Source organism: Bacillus sp. NH11B (assembly GCF_001884205.1).
GTDB classification, from domain to species: Bacteria; Bacillota; Bacilli; order Bacillales; family Bacillaceae_G; genus Bacillus_A; species Bacillus_A proteolyticus.
Genome location: NZ_MAOG01000108.1, coordinates 1 through 18,101, shown reverse-complemented (window position 1 = coordinate 18,101; position 18,101 = coordinate 1). Strand labels below are relative to the sequence as shown.

The window sequence follows — 18,101 nt, the reverse complement described above, 5'->3', positions numbered from 1 at the left end:
GGAGTGCAATGTGATGTATATGCATATTTTTGAAGGAGCACGGCACCTTTCTAATAGCGAATGGGTTGTTCGAGCTATTATAGCGTACATATTTTTAATATTAGTCGCGAAAGCGATGGGACAAAGGTCCATCGCACAACTTCGATTTTTAGATGTTGTATTAGTGTTATTGCTTGGTGGGAATATTTCTAACGCGCTATCTGATGAAAAAGTTGGATTACTCGGTTCGATGATTACAACGTTTATACTCGTTGTACTTCACATCATAAGCTCTGTTTTAATGTTGAAATGGGATAGATGGAGACGCTTTTTAGAGCCTGCGCCTATTATTCTTATACACAATGGTTCCATTGATTTTAGTAATTTGAAAAAGGCGAGAATTACGGTGGAATATTTATTTTCGGAACTTCGCATGCGAAATGTGAGCGATATTCAAACGATTAAATTAGCATTATGGGAAGCGAGCGGTGTTGTTTCTCTATTTCAGTATCCAGAATATGAAGCAGTTTCGCGGCTTGATCTTAAAGTGGCGGGAAAAAAATCTCCAGTTTCTTTTGTATTAGTAAAGGATGGGAGGGTTCAGCAAGATGTTCTTGCTTTATTAGGAAAAACAGAAGAGTGGGCGAAAGAACGTTTAGAGAAGAATGTAGAAATTGAGTCCATTATGTTAGCTACGGTAGATGAAGCATATAAAATAAATATTTTGTTAAAAAAATGAAAAATATACGCATTTTGTCGTTTCATACATATGATACAATAGTGTGGACAACGAAAAAGGAGGGATACGATGGGATATGTAGAAGAATTACGAAAAATAGTTGGTCATCGCCCTTTAATTTTAGTTGGTGCTGTTGTACTCGTTATAAATGAAAGCGGATATGTATTATTACAGCAAAGAACAGAGCCTTACGGAAAATGGGGGCTGCCTGGCGGGTTAATGGAGCTTGGTGAATCACCAGAGGAAACAGCTTACCGTGAAGTATACGAAGAGACAGGAATAGAAGTAAAGAACCTTCGATTAATCAATGTATTTTCTGGAGCGAACTATTTTACAAAATTAGCAAACGGTGATGAATTTCAATCCGTAACGACAGCTTATTATACCGATGAATATGAAGGTAACTTTGTTATGAATAAAGAAGAAGCGGTTCAGCTTAAATTCTTCCCAGTAACAGAACTACCCGACTATATTGTAGGATCGCATAAAAAAATGATTGTGGAATATATGAAAATTATGGAAAAGTAAGATACAATAGTAGAAGAAATACAAAAACACAGTTCTAGTTGGTAGTCCAGACGCATGATTTCATGTCAGTAACCTTCCCCCTCCGGGATGTCCAGTATTTCTAATATTTTTTAGGAGGGGCTGTCGATGGAGTTGACAGTATATCATGATGGTCAATTTTTTGTAGGAATTATTACATGTAAAGAAAAAGGTAAATTGTATGGTGCGAGGTATACTTTTGGAACGGAACCGTCAGACGAAGAAGTGCTTATATTTGTAAATGGTCCACTGTTAGCATATTTTCAGCACTTTGCAAGATGTGGTGTGGAAGTTAAAGAAAAACAGCGTCCAAAAAGTATAAAGCGTATCATGCGACAAGCAACAAAAGAAGTAACTGTAAAACGTTTTACAAAGGCGCAGGAGGCAATTAGTTTATCTTACGAGTTGCATAAACAAGAAAAGCGAGTGCACTCTAAAGAGAAACGAGAAGCTGAAAAGCAAAGAAGACGTTTAATAAAAGTACAAAAGGCAAAGCAAAAACATCGAGGTCATTAAGAAAAGGTGTTAGAGCAAGAGCTCTAACACCTTTTCTATGCTGAAATACAAGTAAACTTACTTGTATTCTCTAAACATTAACTGGTAAGATACAAATAGGTAGAATTAGAGGAGGGAAAAGATTGATTAACTTTAACTTTTTTATGAATGATGTTGTCCGTCAAGCACGTGAGGAGATTGTATCTGCAGGATATACAGAATTGACGACACCAGAAGCAGTTGAAGAAGCATTTAAAAGAAATGGTACAACACTTGTAATGGTAAACTCTGTATGTGGCTGTGCAGGTGGCATTGCTCGCCCTGCTGCTGCACATTCCGTACATTATGATAAACGTCCTAACCACCTTGTAACGGTATTTGCGGGGCAAGATAAAGAAGCAACAGCAAGAGCTCGTGAATATTTTGAAGGGTATCCACCTTCATCTCCATCATTTGCTTTATTGAAAGATGGAAAAATTGTAACGATGGTAGAACGTCATGAAATTGAAGGTCATGAACCAATGCAAGTAATTGCAAAACTACAATCTTACTTCGAAGACAATTGCGAAGAACTATAAGGAAGAGAAAAAGCGGTACGTTCACGAACAAGTGGACGTACCGCTATTTTATTTAGTTTTTATAATGATTAGACATGCATAGGGATGTTATTTTATGCATGTTTTTATGCATATAAAACGAACTTAATAATGTTTTTGTGTTTATTTTTATTTTAAATGTTGCATAAAAATAAAAGTACTGATACAATACAAACAAAGAATAAATATACTATTAAACTTTTAAATATACATTATTAGGGGGAAGAAAGATGAAGAAGTTATTATCAATATCATTTGCACTTATTTTAATTGTAAGTATGTTCAGTGCTTGTAGTAATGGGGAAGAAAAGACGGATGCCAAAAATAAAAAAGTACTCGTTATGGGGACTTCAGCAGACTATAAACCGTATGAATACGTGGAAGCTTCAAAAAGTGATGAAATTATCGGTTTTGATGTTGATATTGCCAAATATATCGGAAAAGAACTTGGATATGAAGTGAAAGTGAAAGACATGGATTTTGGCGGTTTATTAGCATCTCTTAGCTCAGGAAAAGTTGATTTCGTTATGGCAGGTATGACACCAACTGCAGAGCGTAAAAACAATGCTGATTTCACAGATATTTATTTTGTTGCTAAAAATATGATTGTTTCAAAAAAGGGCTCTAATATTAAATCATTAGAAGATTTAAAAGGTAAAACAGTAGGGGTACAAACAGGATCAATTCAAGAAGAAAAGGCAAAAGAATTTCAGAAACAAGTCGATTTCAAAGCTGAGGGACGTGACCGTATACCAGAAATCGTACAAGAAATTAAAGCTGGTCGTTTTGACGCTGCAATTATAGAAGACACAGTTGCAAAAAATTATTTAGAAAAAATGAAAGAATTACAAGGGGTTGAAATTCAAGAAGCACCAGAAGAAGTAGGTGCAGCAATTGCCCTTCCGAAAAACAGTGATAAAACAGAAGAATTTAATAAAGTAATTAAGAAAATGCAAGAAAATGGAGAAATGGATAAATTAGTGAAGAAATGGTTTGGCAGCGGAAAATAAGCTGCCTTCACCTTTCTGTGAGGGGAATGAAAAGGATGAATCTAGATTTTTCGGCAATTACGCCTTCAATACCATATATATTAAAGGGCTTAGAAGTTACATTGAAAATTGTAGCCGCATCAGCTTTAGCGGGATTTATTTTAGGGACGTTATTAGCACTTTGTAAAATTGCTAGAATACGAGCATTAAATATTGCAGCAGATATATATACTTCAATATTTCGTGGTACACCACTTGTATTGCAATTAATGATTATTTATTTCGGTGTTCCGCAAATGATTGGATATGAGATACCAGCCTTTTTAGCAGCTGTACTTGCATTTAGCTTAAATTCAGGTGCATATATGTCAGAAGTAATTCGTGCCGGCATTCAAGCGGTCGATAAAGGACAAACAGAAGCAGCGATGGCTTTAGGGATTCCTTACGGGAAAATGATGAGAAATATTATTTTTCCTCAAGCTTTAAAAAATATATTACCAGCACTTGTAAATGAGTTTGCAACTCTTACGAAAGAATCGGCTGTAGTAACTGTAATTGGAGCAACAGATTTAATGCGCCGTGCTTATATTGTAGGCGGTGAAACATTTAAATATCTTGAACCATTACTGTTTGTTGGACTTATTTATTATATATTAGTAATTATTCTTACATTAGTCGGGAAGGCAATTGAAGGGAGAATGAAGAAAAGTGATTAAAATTGACAACCTTCATAAATCATTTGGAAAAAATGAAGTATTAAAAGGAATTACAACAACAATTGAAAAAGGAGAAGTTGTTGCAATTATCGGACCGTCTGGATCTGGAAAATCAACATTTTTACGCTGTATGAATGTATTAGAAGCGCCGACAGATGGTCACATTTGGATTGGAACGGAAGAAGTAACGAATCCGAAAACGAATATTATGCACGTTCGTGAAAATGTCGGAATGGTATTTCAACATTTTCACCTATTCCCTCATATGACTGTATTAGAAAATATTACTTATGCCCCTATCAATGTAAAAGGAGTGACGAAGCAAGAGGCTGAAAAAAAAGCTGAGAAACTTTTAGAAAAAGTAGGGTTATTAGATAAGAAAGATGCATATCCCAATCGTCTTTCAGGAGGACAAAAGCAACGTGTAGCAATTGCGAGGGCACTAGCGATGGAACCGGAAGTTATGTTATTTGATGAACCGACCTCTGCGCTAGATCCAGAAATGGTGAAAGAAGTGTTAGAAGTTATGAAATCATTAGTTACGACAGGAATGACAATGGCAATCGTTACACATGAAATGGGATTTGCAAAAGAAGTAGCAGACCGCGTTCTCTTTTTAGATGGTGGAAAGCTTGTAGAAGATAGTGCGCCAGCAGAATTTTTTGCAGCACCGAAAAGTGAGCGTGCGCAACAATTTTTACAAAAAATATTGTAATATGTCAAGGTTACGTGAATAATAAGTAGAAAAGGATGACATTGTGTCATCCTTTTTTTATACTAACTGTAAATACGTTTATACATATAGGAGCAATGCTATGTTCAGAATTGGATACCGTACAGTAAAAACAGCAATAGGGACAGGCGCCGCAGTTTTTATTGCTCAGTTATTAGGGTTAGAATTTTATAGTTCAGCGGGTATTTTAGTTATATTATGCGTACAAAATACGAAACGTAAATCACTTCAAGTGTCGTTACATCGTTTTTTAGCTTGTGTATTATCAATGGTATTCGCGTTTTGTATTTTTGAAACAATTGGATATACACCACTTGCAATTAGCATATTATTACTTACATTTATTCCGACTGCAGTTATGCTTAAAATTCAAGAAGGTATTGTCACGAGTTCAGTTATTGTGATGCATTTATATTCATTGAAACAAATTACATGGCTTATTGTTGGAAATGAAATTGCGATATTAACGATAGGGATTAGCGTGGCTTTATTAGTGAATATGTATATGCCAAGTAGTGAAAATAAGCTAAAAGAGTATCAGGATAAAATAGAAAGTAATTTTAAAACAATTTTGTTTGAAATGGTCGTGTATTTACGAAACAGAGAAAGTAGTTGGAGCGGGGCAGAACTTATTGAAACTGAAAATATGCTAAATGAAGCAAGGGATTTATCGTTTAAGAAACTTGAGAATGCATTTATGCGAGAAGATGGCTATTACTATCGTTATTTTAATATGCGCATGCAACAGTTCGAAATTTTAGAGCGGATGATACCATTAGCAGCTTCTTTATCATGGACATATGAACAAGCTGACATGATTGCGGATGTGGTTGAAAACATTGGAAATGCCATTAGCCCGGAGAGTACTGGGGTTATTTCCTTAAGACAGCTTCAAGAAATGCGAGAATTATTTAGAGACATGCCATTGCCAGTTACACGTGAAGAATTTGAGATACGTGCGAAACTTGTTCAACTTGTGTATGAAATGGAGCAATATTTACTCATTAAAAGTCGCTTTAAGGGAAAGGATAATATAAAAGAACTTATATAGAAGGTAGGAATTACATATGCCGTATCTTCTCTCTTTCATATTATGTCTTTCTTTATCACCGATCTGGCCTCTTGGTGATAATCCGCGTACCGGAGATCCTTTTATTATTGTAAATAAAGCGACGAATAAGTTAGCTTATATTGACGATGGGAAAATCCAAAAGGTTTTTCCAGTAGCGACAGGAAAAACGAATGAATTAACCCCAGAAGGAACTTTTGATATTGTAATGAAGGCGAAGGATCCGTACTATATTGCAAAGGATATTCCAGGTGGATCACCAAAAAATCCACTTGGATCAAGGTGGATTGGATTTAATGCAAGAGGAACTGATGGGAGTAAATATGGAATACATGGAACAAACCAACCTAGTTCAATTGGAAAGTATATTTCACAAGGATGTATAAGAATGAAGAAAAACGATGTGGAATATTTATTTGATCGTATTCCGATTGGAACGAAAGTATGGATTGTGAAATCGAAAAAATCATTTCAGCAATTGGCAAAAGAAAAAGGTGCCATTGCATATGAAAAAGTCGACACAAAAGTTGGCTTTTTCTTTTATTATAAGTTGTCTTGACATGTGTACATAACCATGCGTTAATGAAAATATAGAAAGATAAAGTGAAACTTTAATCAGTGGGAGGTTATTACCCGCTGATTATTAGCCCACACCAATCGAGGTAAAAATAGATAAAGGGGTTGCTTATATGTACTTGAATCCGAAAATTTCTTATATGCAGTTTTTTGTGGGTTTTCTATTTGTTATTACATTCATATTGGCAACTTTTAATATATGTTCTTACGTTGTAGCGATTGTATTTATGGCATTACTCAATCTTACTTTTGTTATTGGGGCATTTCAGCAGAAACAATATACAAGCTTTGTAATAGCGCTTGTAATGGCTTTTTCCTTTAGCATTGTAGCAGTTGTACTATATATAAAATAAAATGTTCAATACAAGATAGACTATCTCGATTTCGAGATGGTCTATTTTGTATGTGTAAGCAGTAAAAAAAAGGACGAGTGAATCGTCCTTTTTACCAAAACATACTTGCGCCAGTAAGTAATGTTGTTACAAGCATAGAAATTAGCATTATATAAACCATAATTTTTTGAGCTTTTTTATGCATAGTTAAACCTCCTTGCAAATCAGTACAATTTCATTGTAACGAGAAATGAAATTATGGACAAGGGGAGAGAAAGGACAAAATTCGGGAAGGGGGTGCAAAATATTACAGGAAATTTGAGCATACGTAGAGAATATGTTAAAAGGTAGATTATTAGTTTTTGTTATGCAAGCATGAAGAATGGAGATACGATGATGAAAATATACGAAACAGAGCGTTTACATTTAAGAGAAATTGATGAGTCGTATGCGGAAAAAGTTCTTCAATATTACGACAAAAATCGTGAGTTTTTAAAAGCGTGGGAAGAATATAGACCAGAGGATTTTTTCACGTTAGATTATCAAAAGAAAAAGTTACAAAAGGATAGAAAAGAGTTCGCGGAAGGTAAAATTATCAGACTGTGGATTTTTAAAAAGGGTGATGATACAAAAATTATTGGATGTATTTCATTTAATCTAATTGTTCGCGGAATTTATCAATCTTGTATACTTAGCTATAAATTAGATAAGGAAGAATTGAATAAAGGTTATACAACAGAAGCGCTTAGAAAAGCAATTCAAGTTACCTTTAAAGAATTTCATTTACATCGTATAGAAGCACCGATCATGCCGCGTAATTTAGCATCTATACAAGTAGTGACGAAAATAGGATTTCAATATGAAGGTGTATCTCGAAAAATGCTAATGGTTAATGGTGTTTGGGAAGATCATATGCGCTGGGTGTTGTTAAACGAGTAATAGAAAGCAGATGGGTATCTAGATGTGTGAACCATCTGTTTTTTGTCTTGTATTTCGAAACTTTTGCGAAATTCTGTTATAATTAATATTGTTACATACATAATGGTAGTGCAGGAGGCGCAGTCTTATGATTAATCAAGAACGTTTAGTAAATGAATTCATGGAGTTAGTACAAGTAGATTCTGAAACAAAATTTGAAGCAGAAATTTGCAAAGTGTTAACAGAGAAATTTACTGCTTTAGGTGTAGAAGTATTTGAGGATGACACGATGGGCGTGACTGGTCATGGTGCAGGTAACTTAATTTGTACTTTACCAGCAACAAAAGACGGTGTTGATACAATTTATTTCACTTCTCATATGGATACAGTAGTTCCTGGTAATGGAATTAAGCCTTCTATTAAAGATGGATATATCGTATCAGATGGGACTACTATTTTAGGAGCGGATGATAAAGCTGGTTTAGCATCTATGTTTGAAGCAATTCGTGTTTTAAAAGAGAAAAACATCCCTCATGGTAAAATTGAGTTTATTATTACAGTTGGAGAAGAATCTGGTCTTGTTGGTGCAAAAGCGTTGGATCGCGAGCGCATTACAGCAAAATATGGTTATGCATTAGATAGCGATGGAAAAGTTGGTGAAATCGTAGTTGCAGCGCCAACACAAGCGAAAGTGAATGCGATTATTCGTGGGAAAACAGCGCACGCTGGCGTAGCACCAGAAAAGGGTGTATCTGCAATTACTATCGCAGCAAAAGCAATTGCAAAGATGCCACTTGGTCGTATCGATTCTGAAACAACTGCAAATATTGGGCGTTTTGAAGGTGGCACACAAACAAATATCGTTTGCGATCATGTTCAAATTTTTGCGGAAGCTCGTTCTTTAATCAATGGGAAAATGGAAGCGCAAGTTGCAAAAATGAAAGAAGCATTTGAAACAACTGCAAAAGAAATGGGTGGTCATGCAGACGTTGAAGTAAATGTTATGTACCCAGGTTTTAAGTTTGCTGATGGAGATCACGTTGTAGAAGTTGCGAAACGCGCTGCTGAAAACATTGGCCGTACACCTTCTCTTCACCAAAGTGGTGGCGGAAGTGATGCGAACGTAATCGCAGGACACGGTATCCCAACAGTTAACTTAGCAGTTGGTTATGAAGAAATTCATACAACAAATGAAAAAATTCCTGTTGAAGAATTAGCGAAAACAGCAGAATTAGTTGTAGCTATTATTGAAGAAGTAGCGAAGTAAGTAATAAAAAAAGACGTGTGAACCAATTATGGTTTACACGTCTTTTTTTATTTTGATTCAATTGCTTTCACAAGGCGGATAAGCCAATATAAGAAGACCCACGGAAGTACATAAGTTGTTATAAAACGTATGAAATGAGAGAAGATTCCTAAAACGTAAATGTTAATGTTAAAAAGGGGAAGTAACAAATAATTAATCGCAAGGATTACTATAATAATAATAAATACATAATTGAGTTTATTATGTTGTTTCATAACGATTCATCTCCTTTACAATAATATCCATTTGTTACGTACAGTATAACAAAAAATAGATAGAGAAAAGCCAATAATTATTATAACGTGTAAAGAAATTTGATATAATGAAGGAACAAATGTTCTTCAAGGGGTGAGTAGTATGCGAGAAATGTATCCGAAAAATGGTCGTGTTATTTTACATGTAGATATGAATTGTTTTTTCGCATCTGTCGAAATTGCTCATGACCCATCATTACAAGGAAAGCCATTAGCGATTGCCGGGAATGAAAAAGAGAGAAAAGGGATTATCATAACATGTAGTTATGAAGCGAGAGCATATGGGATACGTACGACGATGCCCCTTTGGGAAGCAAAGCGATTATGCCCGCAATTAGTTGTGAGGCGTCCTAATTTTACATTATATCGCGAAGCCTCATTTCAAATGTTTCAAATTCTTTCCCGTTTTACAGAAAAGATACAACCAGTTTCTATAGATGAAGGGTATTTAGATATTACAGATTGCTATGCACTCGGTTCGCCTCTTGAAATAGCAAAGATGATTCAAGGGGCGTTATTAACAGAGTTACAGCTTCCGTGTAGTATTGGAATTGCTCCAAATCTTTTTCTAGCAAAGACCGCTTCAGATATGAAAAAACCACTTGGTATTACTGTGCTTCGAAAACGTGATATTCCAGAAATTATTTGGCCACGATCAGTTGCAGAGATGCATGGAATCGGAGAGAAAACAGCTGAAAAATTAAATGATATTCATATACAGACAATTGAACAATTGGCAAAGGGAGACGAGCATATCATTCGCGCTAAAATTGGAAAGCACGGTGTTGATTTACAAAGACGTGCAAAAGGTATGGATGATAGGGAAGTTGATCCGAGTCAAATGGGACAGCATAAAAGTGTCGGTAATTCGATGACCTTTTCAAAGGATATGGATGAAGAGAAAGAATTACTTGATATGTTAGAACGTTTATCAAAGTCAGTGAGTAAAAGGTTACAAAAGCGAACCCTTGTCAGCTATAATATACAAATTATGATTAAATACCATGATAGGCGAACAGTAACACGGAGTAAGCAATTGAAAAATGCGATTTGGGAAGAATGCGATATTTTTCAAGCAGCATCCCGTTTATGGAAGCAACATTGGGACGGTGATTCCGTTCGTTTACTAGGTGTTACAGCTACTGAAATAGAGTGGAAGACAGAATCGGTGAAACAATTAGATTTGTTTTCATTTGAAGAGGATGCGAAAAAAGAACCGCTACTTGCTGTCATTGATCAAATTAATGATAAGTATGGAACATCGCTTTTACAGAGAGGTAGTCAACTACTACGTAAGCAAGAGAAGTCGTTTCAACAAAAGTTAGAAAATAAGTTTATGTAGAAGGTGTCATGAAGCAGTAAATATCATGGCACCTTTCATATTTAACTCGCTTCTAAATCTAAAGAAGTCTTCCACCCAGCAGCAGTAACGCCAGATTCTAATAACATTCTACTTACTATTTTTTCAATTAAGATAGCCGCATTTGTCTTGCAATGTAATGTAGCCTGTATACAGACTTTTTGATTAGAATCTACATCTTCACTATATAACTCTTTTAAACCGAGACCTTCTGTACTTACCATATGCATAAGTAAAAAACGAATATGTGCTTCATTTTCTTCTGAACAAGTAAGAGAAAGGAAGTAGTTTGTTTGTTCAGGTGATTCTTCTTTTGATTTTTTATTCATAAAGAGAGCGATTGGGCGAAGTAGTATATTTGCTAGTAAAACGCCGGCTGCACCTAATATAGCTGCAAGAAGGAAGCCAGCCCCTGTAAGAGTGCCAACAGCAGCTGCGCACCATAAAGTAGCCGCAGTATTTAGTCCTCTAATACTAAAACCGTCGCGGATAATAACGCCGCCTCCTAAAAAGCCAATCCCACTAACAACTTGGGCAGCGATACGTGATGGGCTAGCATCATGATCAAGCATGACGGACAATAAAACAAATATACAGGCACCAAGTGATACGAGAGCATTTGTCCGCAAACCAGCCATTCGATGTCTCCAATGTCTTTCCATTCCGATGCAAGCTCCTACAATGATTGCTATTAATAATCTTAATACAATGTCATACCATACCATCATGGTCACCTCCATACATATAAGTACGTGTTATGTTTTTTAGAATGAGTGGGGAGTACCCACTCATTCTTATTTTTACAACCAGCTATGAAACTTTTTAATATAAACTCTTTTCAGAAATTGTGTTAAGAAAGCATAACCTAATAATATTCCTATTAGCCACGGGAAGTAGCTTAGTGGTAATGCTTGTAAACCAACTGCTGCACCAAGTGGTGAGAACGGAATATAAATTCCCATTGCCATAATACAAGCGGTTAATAAGAGAACTGGTATTGATGCAGTACTTTGGATGAACGGAATTTTCTGTGTTCTAATCATGTGGACAATTAATGTTTGAGTTAGTAACCCAACGACAAACCAACCGGATTGGAATAGCGATTGTTCGCTAGGTGTATTTGCACCGAAGACATTCCACATGATTACGTATGTGATAATATCAAATATGGAACTAATTGGACCGATGCAAATAATGAAGTTCCGTAAGTTTGCAGTATCCCATTTTCTCGGTTTTTCTAAAAACTCTTTATCCATTTTGTCCCATGGAATAGACAGCTGTGAAATATCATAAAGCAAGTTTTGAATTAAAAGGTGAATGGCAAGCATCGGTAAAAAGGGAATGAAAGCACTCGCTACTAACACACTAAATACATTTCCAAAGTTTGAGCTAGCCGTCATTTTAATATATTTTAAAATATTTCCGAACGTAGTGCGTCCTTCTAAAATACCAGCTTCTAATATAGTTAAACTTTTTTCAAGCAGAATAATATCGGAAGACTCTTTTGCGATATCGGTTGCAGTATCAACAGATATTCCAACGTCAGCATCACGTAGTGCTACGGCATCATTAATACCATCCCCCATATAACCTACTGTATGACCGTTCCCTTGTAGGACACGAATAATGCGAGATTTTTGCATTGGATTTAGTTTTGCGAACACTGTTGTTTCTTCGGCTAGTTTTGCTAATGCTTTATCTGGTAAAGGATCGATCTCGTAGCCAAGGATAGGCTCTCCTATATTTAATCCCACTTCTTTACAAACTTTTTTTGTAACAATTTCATTATCACCAGTTAAAATTTTTACTTGTACACCATGTTTCTGTAATGCTTGAATAGCAGCAGCTGCAGATGGTTTCGGTGGATCTAAAAAGCCAATGTATCCAGCGAGAATCATATTAGTTTCATCTTTTACCGCGTACTCTTTATCATTTAGTTTTCTATCTTTTTTATAGGCTACAGCAATCACACGCATACCTTCGCCATTCAATTTCTCGCTTAGTTGTTTGACATTTGAACGTATTTCCTCGGTAAGTTGAACAATCTGTCCATTCGATTCAGTGTAATTACAAATTGATAAAATTTCTTCTACGGCACCTTTACAAACCATTGTATGTTCACCTGAGATATCTTTGACGATGACGGACATGCGACGGCGAGCAAAATCAAATGGAATCTCATCTAGTTTTTGAAACGTTGAAGGGTCGAACTTTTGTTTTTCTTCTGTATGCTCAATAACAGCTTTATCTATTAAATTTTTCAATCCCGTTTGATAGAAGCTATTTAAATAGGCAAAGTGTAATACACGATCACATTCATTTCCGTTAGGATCTAAATGACGAACTAGGACAACTTTATCTTCTGTTAAAGTTCCAGTTTTATCTGTACAAAGAATGTTCATCGCACCTAAGTTTTGAATAGAATTTAGCTGTTTTACAATAACTTTTTGCTTAGACATGTTAACAGCACCTTTAGCTAAATTAGCAGTTACAATCATTGGTAACATTTCAGGTGTAAGACCAACTGCAATAGCGATAGCGAAGAAGAAAGCTTCTTGCCAATCACCTTTTGTGAATCCATTAATAAGAAGGACAATGGGGGCCATAATAAGCATGAATGTAATTAAGAGCCAGCTTACTTTGTTTACACCTTTATCAAAGCTTGTTTCTATGCGCTTTCCAATTACTTTATTCGCTAAAGAGCCGAAATACGTATCGGTACTTGTTGAAACGACAACAGCTTTTGCGCTACCGCTTACAATATTCGTACCCATAAAGCACAGGTTTTCCATATCGAGTGGATTGAAATTTTTTTTCATATTTTTCGGTAACATATGCTTATTTTCTGTATGGTAGCAGTTTTCGTATTTTTCTACAGGAAGTGCTTCCCCGGTTAATGAAGACTGATTAACAAATAAATCTTTAGCTGATAAAATACGCACATCAGCTGGAACGATGTCACCGGCTGAAAGTGAAATAATATCGCCAGGTACAAGTTCTTCAATTGGAATTTCTATTGTATAATTTCGATTTAAATTCGTTACGTTTTTTGTTTCGTGTACAAATCCATCTATTCTAAAGACGCTCGCGGTTGTTCGAACCATAGCCTTTAACTTATCTGCGGCTTTTTGAGAGCGGAATTCTTGTGAAAAGCGAATCGTTGAACTTAGCAGTACCATTACAGATACGACAATTGTTCCTTGTATGTCATCTGTGAAAAAAGAGAGTGCTCCAAGAGCTAATAAAACAAAAATAAATGGATTTTTAAATGCCAGCAGAAATTGAATGTACCACGGCAATGATTTATTATGAGCAATTTCGTTCGGACCATATAAAGAAAGTCTACGAGACGCTTCTTGTTTCGAGAGTCCATTTTCTGTTGTTTCTAGAAGTTTTAATGCAGAGTTTATATCTTGTGTTGCAACTTCCACTAATACTTTGTTATTTGTTTGCATGCTATCTCGATTGTAAGCATGCTTCGTTTCTTGTCTGTTTAAATTTAACATTGGTAGTTCCTCCTTTTTCATGAAGGAGGAAACAATCTGTTACTCGACTATTTAAAATTGGGAGGAACAGTTTCTTTCCTACCTACATGGTGAAAAATTAACGTAAAACATATGGGTATCTGGGCCGAATCATCACTTGTCACTGTTCCTCACCTCCGTACAATTAGTAGTTTCTGAATATGCTATGTTTGTTTCATAGTAAGGTGCATAAAGACATAAAAAGACCTTTACTCACAACGAGTAAAGGTCTGAATTCGTAGTCAAAAAGAGTCAACAACAAAGACTGTTAGTAAACATAGATAAAAACAGTTTTTGTGTATGACAAAACATACGCACCTCTCCCTCGTTGAGTTTTAGCACTGTATAGCATAGGTACTGAAACCAGCTACGTTAAAAAAGGCCTTCATTCCGACCTTTCCTGTTGACCCATTGGCGTCTCTCGACATTTTTGGGCAGCAGCGTTTCTCTATACAGGAGCCTCACCTAACAGAGACCATATTCAATTACATGTTGAATGTTAGCACTGTAAATTTGTAGTGTCAATATCTTTTTTTTGAAAAATTAAATAGATTTATGATGGCTATATAGTAGGAAATAAGAGGAGTTTTTTTGAAATAAGGTGGGAAAATAAATACTTTAATGAACATAAATAAAAAGCACTGATTACAGTGCTTTTTATTATAGATTATGAAATTGTAGCATTTTCAAAAATGACAATTTCTGAACTATTTGTCGTTGAAACGCGTTGTGCGTAATATGTTAAAGCTGAAGAAATATATGTTGGTAACGTCTCATTTGTATGAGATGTTGTATATTCATGAATTAATTCTTTTAAAGTCGTCCACTCTAGTTGTGCTGGGTGATCAGAAACGAAAGAACTTACCCAGCGATCAAATGAAGATGAAAAATCAGTTTGTAAACGAAATACTTCTTTCATAATAAAACGCTCCCTTGAAATGTGATAGTATTATTCTACTACAAAACACGAACAATTGTTAAATTTTTTATTTATAATATTCGTGTTATATAGTTGTCTAGATGATTGGTTATGCAAATTCAATTTGCCATTTGAAATAACATTCCGTAAGATGAGAGATAGATTATATAAAGAGCTGGAGGAAAGAAAGTGGAATTTGTATTTTTAGGAACTGGTGCAGGTGTTCCTTCGAAAGGAAGGAACGTTTCGGCAATTGCTTTGCAATTGTTAGAAGAACGAGGACAGACTTGGTTATTTGACTGTGGTGAAGCGACTCAGCATCAAATTTTACATACATCTGTGCGCCCAAGACGCATTGAAAAAATATTTATTACGCATTTACATGGCGATCATATTTTTGGATTGCCAGGTTTATTAGGAAGCCGTTCGTTTCAAGGTGGAACAACACCGTTAACAGTATACGGGCCAAAAGGAATTAAACAATTTATTGAAGTAGCATTATCAGTAAGTACGACACATGTAAAATATCCACTTGAAATTGTTGAGATAACAGAAGAAGGTACTGTGTTTGAAGATAATGAATTTTATGTGGAAACGAAAAGATTGTCACATGGTATTGAATGTTTTGGATATCGTATTGTAGAGAAGGATATACAAGGTGCTCTTTTAGTCGATAAATTGCTGGAGATGGGTGTGAAACCCGGTCCACTCTTTAAACGTTTAAAAGATGGAGAAGTAGTTGAGTTAGAAAATGGTACGATACTAAATGGAAAAGATTTTATCGGTCCACCTCAAAAGGGAAGAATTATTACCATTTTAGGTGATACAAGATACTGTGAAGCGAGTAGAGAGCTGGCACAAGGCGCAGACGTACTTGTTCATGAAGCAACTTTTGCGGCAGAAGATGAACAACAAGCGTATGACTATTTTCATTCCACATCTAAGCAAGCTGCGAGTATTGCACTTCAGGCAAATGCAAAACGATTAATATTGACTCATATTAGTTCTCGTTATCAAGGAGATACATATAAGGAATTATTGAAAGAGGCAAGAGAGCTATTTTCTAATACAGAAATAGCTACGGATTTAAAATCATTTCCAGTAGAAAGATAATAATGTTGTGAAAAAATGGTGACGAAAGGTTGCCATTTTTTATTTCTAAAAAAATTTTAAAATAAAACTGTTATAATTTTATGTTTATATTGGATGACACAGAAAGTTTTAAAGAAGTGAAGATATAGGATGAAAATACATAATACCGATTATCTAGAAAAACTGTTATATAAGTCAGACGACTTACGAGTGGTACAAATAGCAAAAAAAGATTTTTATTCAGAACTTTTAAAATTCATTAAAAGTAAGCGTTTTATTAAAAACAAGCTATAATGAGGGCAGATTATAATTTATTGTAGGCTACATGCGTTTTAGCCATTTGTCGTAACAAGTGAAGTTGACTAAGCAGAGAGAGAGCAACATAGAGATTATAAAAGGATATTACTATTATTTGTACTAAGTCTTTTTTCACTCTTTAGCTTTAAAGCACCAAAAGGTATGAAAGCAATGGGAGTTTCACTTGTTTATGCTATGCTTGTAAGGGGTTCTGTGTTAAACTTTGGATTGCTACCAGACTTTATTGTGGATTATCTTATATTATTTTTAAATGAAGGTAATGCTAAGTTTCGTATTTATTATTATAACTGGTATTATTTCAAGATACATTGGTTCATTGTTATTCAAAAACTATCCAATTCGTACAACGGAACAAATTTGTGGTACGACTGGAAAAGCAACCGTTTCGGTAGCTTAATAGAATAGTAGAAAATAATTTTTTCATAGAGGTTTAGGGGGAGTTATGATGAAGTATCGCTCAGTGTTTGATATTATTGGTCCAGTTATGATCGGCCCATCAAGTTCACATACAGCAGGCGCGGCAAGAATGGGGCAAGTTGCTCGTCAGTTGTTTCGGCATGAGCCAGAGAGAGTTAGCATTTCATTATATGGTTCATTTGCAAAAACATACCGTGGTCACGGTACGGATGTAGCGCTAATCGGTGGAATACTAGGATTTGAAACAGATGATTTACGTATTCCAAGTGCGTTAGATATTGCAAAAGAACGCGGGATTGAAGTGGAATTCATTGAAGAAGATGCAAATGCTCCGCATCCAAATACAGCGAAAATTCGTCTGTATAAAGGTGAAGAGGAAATTGAAGTTGTTGCTTGCTCAATTGGTGGCGGTAAAATTGAAGTTGTAGAATTAAACGGATTCGATCTTCAATTAACAGGCACGAGTCCAGCACTACTTATTGTAAATAATGATCGCTTCGGTGCTATCGCAGCTGTAGCTTCAATTCTTGCTAAGCATGAGATTAACATTAGTACAATGAGTGTTTCTCGTAAAGAAAAAGGAAGAAGAGCGCTTATGGTCATTGAAACAGATGAATTATTAGCAGATGAAGTAATCGCGGAAATAAATGGGCAACAAAATATTTGTCAAGTAACTATTATGGATTAATTGCAGGGGGGACACACCATGTTTCGGAACGCAGCGGAACTAGTGGCGCAAGCTAAAGAGCAAAATGTAAAAATCGCAGAAATTATGATTCAATGTGAAATGGAAACAAGAAGTATCACACGTGAAGAAGTAATTGCTGGAATGGAAAAGAATTTAGTCGTGATGGAACAAGCAGTAGAACGCGGTATTCGTGGTGTAAAATCACCAACTGGTTTAACTGGCGGGGATGCTGTGAAAGTCCAAGCGTATATGCAGAGTGGAAAAGGCTTATCTGGAGATACGATTTTGGACGCAGTGAGTAAAGCTGTCGCAACAAATGAAGTAAATGCGGCGATGGGAATCATTTGTGCAACACCAACAGCAGGATCTGCTGGAACAGTGCCAGGTGTACTTTTTGCACTGCAAGAAAAATTACAGCCGACACGCGAAGAAATGATTGAATTTTTATTTACAGCAGGAGCTTTCGGTATGGTTGTTGCGAATAATGCTTGTATTTCCGGCGCTGCAGGAGGTTGCCAAGCTGAAGTAGGTTCAG

22 protein-coding genes and 1 riboswitch are annotated in these 18,101 nt (G+C 35.7%); of the genes, 17 read left to right on the top strand and 5 right to left on the bottom strand.

Annotated features, from left to right (window positions below; translation table 11 throughout):
* Positions 1-13: 13 nt before the first annotated feature.
* From BAU27_RS18640 to BAU27_RS18595, 10 genes are all read left to right on the top strand, one after another.
* Complete coding sequence (locus tag BAU27_RS18640) at positions 14-718, top strand: DUF421 domain-containing protein (protein ID WP_071771626.1); 705 nt, start codon at positions 14-16, stop codon at positions 716-718.
* 69 nt (positions 719-787) lie between these two features.
* Positions 788-1,246 (top strand): NUDIX hydrolase, encoded by a 459-nt coding sequence (locus BAU27_RS18635; protein ID WP_071771625.1) that lies wholly within the window; start codon positions 788-790, stop codon positions 1,244-1,246.
* Between the two features lie 126 nt (positions 1,247-1,372).
* On the top strand, positions 1,373-1,780 hold the full coding sequence (locus BAU27_RS18630) for a YjdF family protein (protein WP_071771624.1): 408 nt from the start codon (positions 1,373-1,375) through the stop codon (positions 1,778-1,780).
* Between the two features lie 143 nt (positions 1,781-1,923).
* Entirely contained in the window at positions 1,924-2,337 is a 414-nt protein-coding gene (locus BAU27_RS18625) for a BrxA/BrxB family bacilliredoxin (protein ID WP_002015097.1), read from the top strand.
* A gap of 248 nt (positions 2,338-2,585) precedes the next feature.
* The gene (locus tag BAU27_RS18620; protein WP_071771623.1) at positions 2,586-3,365 is read left to right on the top strand and encodes a transporter substrate-binding domain-containing protein; all 780 of its coding nucleotides are present in this window, start codon (positions 2,586-2,588) and stop codon (positions 3,363-3,365) included.
* A gap of 35 nt (positions 3,366-3,400) precedes the next feature.
* Positions 3,401-4,060: an amino acid ABC transporter permease gene (locus BAU27_RS18615; RefSeq protein WP_001046912.1), complete on the top strand. Its 660-nt coding sequence runs from the start codon at positions 3,401-3,403 to the stop codon at positions 4,058-4,060.
* Positions 4,053-4,775: an amino acid ABC transporter ATP-binding protein gene (locus BAU27_RS18610; RefSeq protein ID WP_071771622.1), complete on the top strand. Its 723-nt coding sequence runs from the start codon at positions 4,053-4,055 to the stop codon at positions 4,773-4,775. The genes BAU27_RS18615 and BAU27_RS18610 overlap by 8 nt, the downstream gene beginning before the upstream one ends.
* Before the next feature lie 100 nt (positions 4,776-4,875).
* Positions 4,876-5,844, top strand: a complete 969-nt coding sequence (locus tag BAU27_RS18605; protein WP_071771621.1) for an aromatic acid exporter family protein — start codon at positions 4,876-4,878, stop codon at positions 5,842-5,844.
* Between the two features lie 16 nt (positions 5,845-5,860).
* Entirely contained in the window at positions 5,861-6,421 is a 561-nt protein-coding gene (locus tag BAU27_RS18600) for a L,D-transpeptidase (RefSeq protein WP_071747058.1), read from the top strand.
* Positions 6,422-6,551: 130 nt separating this feature from the next.
* Positions 6,552-6,791, top strand: coding sequence for a DUF3894 domain-containing protein (locus tag BAU27_RS18595; protein ID WP_071747057.1), 240 nt, complete (start codon positions 6,552-6,554; stop codon positions 6,789-6,791).
* A gap of 91 nt (positions 6,792-6,882) precedes the next feature.
* Here BAU27_RS18595 and prli42 read toward each other — a convergent pair whose 3' ends face one another.
* Positions 6,883-6,975, bottom strand: a complete 93-nt coding sequence (gene prli42, locus BAU27_RS32385) for a stressosome-associated protein Prli42 (protein WP_000549036.1) — start codon at positions 6,973-6,975, stop codon at positions 6,883-6,885.
* Between the two features lie 188 nt (positions 6,976-7,163).
* Here prli42 and BAU27_RS18590 point away from each other — a divergent pair, with 188 nt between their 5' ends.
* Together BAU27_RS18590 and BAU27_RS18585 are read left to right on the top strand one after the other, a co-directional pair.
* Positions 7,164-7,709 carry a GNAT family N-acetyltransferase gene (locus BAU27_RS18590; RefSeq protein WP_071771620.1) on the top strand — a complete coding sequence of 182 codons (546 nt, stop codon included), beginning with the start codon at positions 7,164-7,166 and terminating at the stop codon, positions 7,707-7,709.
* 127 nt (positions 7,710-7,836) lie between these two features.
* Positions 7,837-8,955, top strand: a complete 1,119-nt coding sequence (locus BAU27_RS18585; protein WP_071747055.1) for a tripeptidase T — start codon at positions 7,837-7,839, stop codon at positions 8,953-8,955.
* A 47-nt stretch (positions 8,956-9,002) separates the two neighbouring features.
* On the opposite strand, the gene BAU27_RS18580 is transcribed toward BAU27_RS18585, so the two are convergent.
* Positions 9,003-9,209 (bottom strand): hypothetical protein, encoded by a 207-nt coding sequence (locus BAU27_RS18580; protein ID WP_071771619.1) that lies wholly within the window; start codon positions 9,207-9,209, stop codon positions 9,003-9,005.
* A 142-nt stretch (positions 9,210-9,351) separates the two neighbouring features.
* On the opposite strand from BAU27_RS18580, the gene BAU27_RS18575 reads away from it, so the two are divergent.
* Positions 9,352-10,590 (top strand): DNA polymerase IV, encoded by a 1,239-nt coding sequence (locus tag BAU27_RS18575; RefSeq protein WP_071771618.1) that lies wholly within the window; start codon positions 9,352-9,354, stop codon positions 10,588-10,590.
* Between the two features lie 41 nt (positions 10,591-10,631).
* On the opposite strand, the gene BAU27_RS18570 is transcribed toward BAU27_RS18575, so the two are convergent.
* The 3 genes from BAU27_RS18570 to BAU27_RS18560 form a co-directional block, all read right to left on the bottom strand.
* Positions 10,632-11,333 (bottom strand): MgtC/SapB family protein, encoded by a 702-nt coding sequence (locus BAU27_RS18570; RefSeq protein ID WP_071771617.1) that lies wholly within the window; start codon positions 11,331-11,333, stop codon positions 10,632-10,634.
* Positions 11,334-11,408: 75 nt separating this feature from the next.
* On the bottom strand, positions 11,409-14,114 hold the full coding sequence (gene mgtA / locus BAU27_RS18565; protein WP_071771616.1) for a magnesium-translocating P-type ATPase: 2,706 nt from the start codon (positions 14,112-14,114) through the stop codon (positions 11,409-11,411).
* A gap of 330 nt (positions 14,115-14,444) precedes the next feature.
* A riboswitch (M-box (ykoK) riboswitch) is annotated at positions 14,445-14,612 on the bottom strand.
* 187 nt (positions 14,613-14,799) lie between these two features.
* Complete coding sequence (locus BAU27_RS18560; protein WP_002145851.1) at positions 14,800-15,051, bottom strand: DUF3932 family protein; 252 nt, start codon at positions 15,049-15,051, stop codon at positions 14,800-14,802.
* 189 nt (positions 15,052-15,240) lie between these two features.
* On the opposite strand from BAU27_RS18560, the gene rnz reads away from it, so the two are divergent.
* The 4 genes from rnz to BAU27_RS18540 form a co-directional block, all read left to right on the top strand.
* On the top strand, positions 15,241-16,164 hold the full coding sequence (gene rnz, locus BAU27_RS18555; protein WP_071747050.1) for a ribonuclease Z: 924 nt from the start codon (positions 15,241-15,243) through the stop codon (positions 16,162-16,164).
* Positions 16,165-16,542: 378 nt separating this feature from the next.
* The gene (locus BAU27_RS18550; RefSeq protein ID WP_071747049.1) at positions 16,543-16,866 is read left to right on the top strand and encodes a hypothetical protein; all 324 of its coding nucleotides are present in this window, start codon (positions 16,543-16,545) and stop codon (positions 16,864-16,866) included.
* A 40-nt stretch (positions 16,867-16,906) separates the two neighbouring features.
* The gene (gene sdaAB / locus BAU27_RS18545) at positions 16,907-17,566 is read left to right on the top strand and encodes an L-serine ammonia-lyase, iron-sulfur-dependent subunit beta (protein ID WP_002088527.1); all 660 of its coding nucleotides are present in this window, start codon (positions 16,907-16,909) and stop codon (positions 17,564-17,566) included.
* A gap of 18 nt (positions 17,567-17,584) precedes the next feature.
* Positions 17,585-18,101: L-serine ammonia-lyase, iron-sulfur-dependent, subunit alpha (locus BAU27_RS18540; RefSeq protein ID WP_175546550.1), on the top strand; the 517-nt coding region annotated here is incomplete at its 3' end.

Bases quoted from the DNA above. Each gene is read 5' to 3' on its own strand.
- BAU27_RS18600 (WP_071747058.1), top strand. From the start codon at position 5,861: ATGCCGTATCTTCTCTCTTTCATATTATGTCTTTCTTTATCACCGATC.
- BAU27_RS18625 (WP_002015097.1), top strand. From the start codon at position 1,924: ATGAATGATGTTGTCCGTCAAGCACGTGAGGAGATTGTATCTGCAGGA.
- BAU27_RS18560 (WP_002145851.1), bottom strand. From the start codon at position 15,051: ATGAAAGAAGTATTTCGTTTACAAACTGATTTTTCATCTTCATTTGAT.
- BAU27_RS18575 (WP_071771618.1), top strand. From the start codon at position 9,352: ATGCGAGAAATGTATCCGAAAAATGGTCGTGTTATTTTACATGTAGAT.
- mgtA (WP_071771616.1), bottom strand. From the start codon at position 14,114: ATGTTAAATTTAAACAGACAAGAAACGAAGCATGCTTACAATCGAGAT.
- BAU27_RS18570 (WP_071771617.1), bottom strand. From the start codon at position 11,333: ATGGTATGGTATGACATTGTATTAAGATTATTAATAGCAATCATTGTA.
- BAU27_RS18585 (WP_071747055.1), top strand. From the start codon at position 7,837: ATGATTAATCAAGAACGTTTAGTAAATGAATTCATGGAGTTAGTACAA.
- sdaAB (WP_002088527.1), top strand. From the start codon at position 16,907: ATGAAGTATCGCTCAGTGTTTGATATTATTGGTCCAGTTATGATCGGC.
- BAU27_RS18580 (WP_071771619.1), bottom strand. From the start codon at position 9,209: ATGAAACAACATAATAAACTCAATTATGTATTTATTATTATTATAGTA.
- BAU27_RS18590 (WP_071771620.1), top strand. From the start codon at position 7,164: ATGATGAAAATATACGAAACAGAGCGTTTACATTTAAGAGAAATTGAT.
- BAU27_RS18620 (WP_071771623.1), top strand. From the start codon at position 2,586: ATGAAGAAGTTATTATCAATATCATTTGCACTTATTTTAATTGTAAGT.
- BAU27_RS18605 (WP_071771621.1), top strand. From the start codon at position 4,876: ATGTTCAGAATTGGATACCGTACAGTAAAAACAGCAATAGGGACAGGC.
- BAU27_RS18630 (WP_071771624.1), top strand. From the start codon at position 1,373: ATGGAGTTGACAGTATATCATGATGGTCAATTTTTTGTAGGAATTATT.
- prli42 (WP_000549036.1), bottom strand. From the start codon at position 6,975: ATGCATAAAAAAGCTCAAAAAATTATGGTTTATATAATGCTAATTTCT.
- BAU27_RS18595 (WP_071747057.1), top strand. From the start codon at position 6,552: ATGTACTTGAATCCGAAAATTTCTTATATGCAGTTTTTTGTGGGTTTT.
- BAU27_RS18635 (WP_071771625.1), top strand. From the start codon at position 788: ATGGGATATGTAGAAGAATTACGAAAAATAGTTGGTCATCGCCCTTTA.
- BAU27_RS18640 (WP_071771626.1), top strand. From the start codon at position 14: ATGTATATGCATATTTTTGAAGGAGCACGGCACCTTTCTAATAGCGAA.
- BAU27_RS18615 (WP_001046912.1), top strand. From the start codon at position 3,401: ATGAATCTAGATTTTTCGGCAATTACGCCTTCAATACCATATATATTA.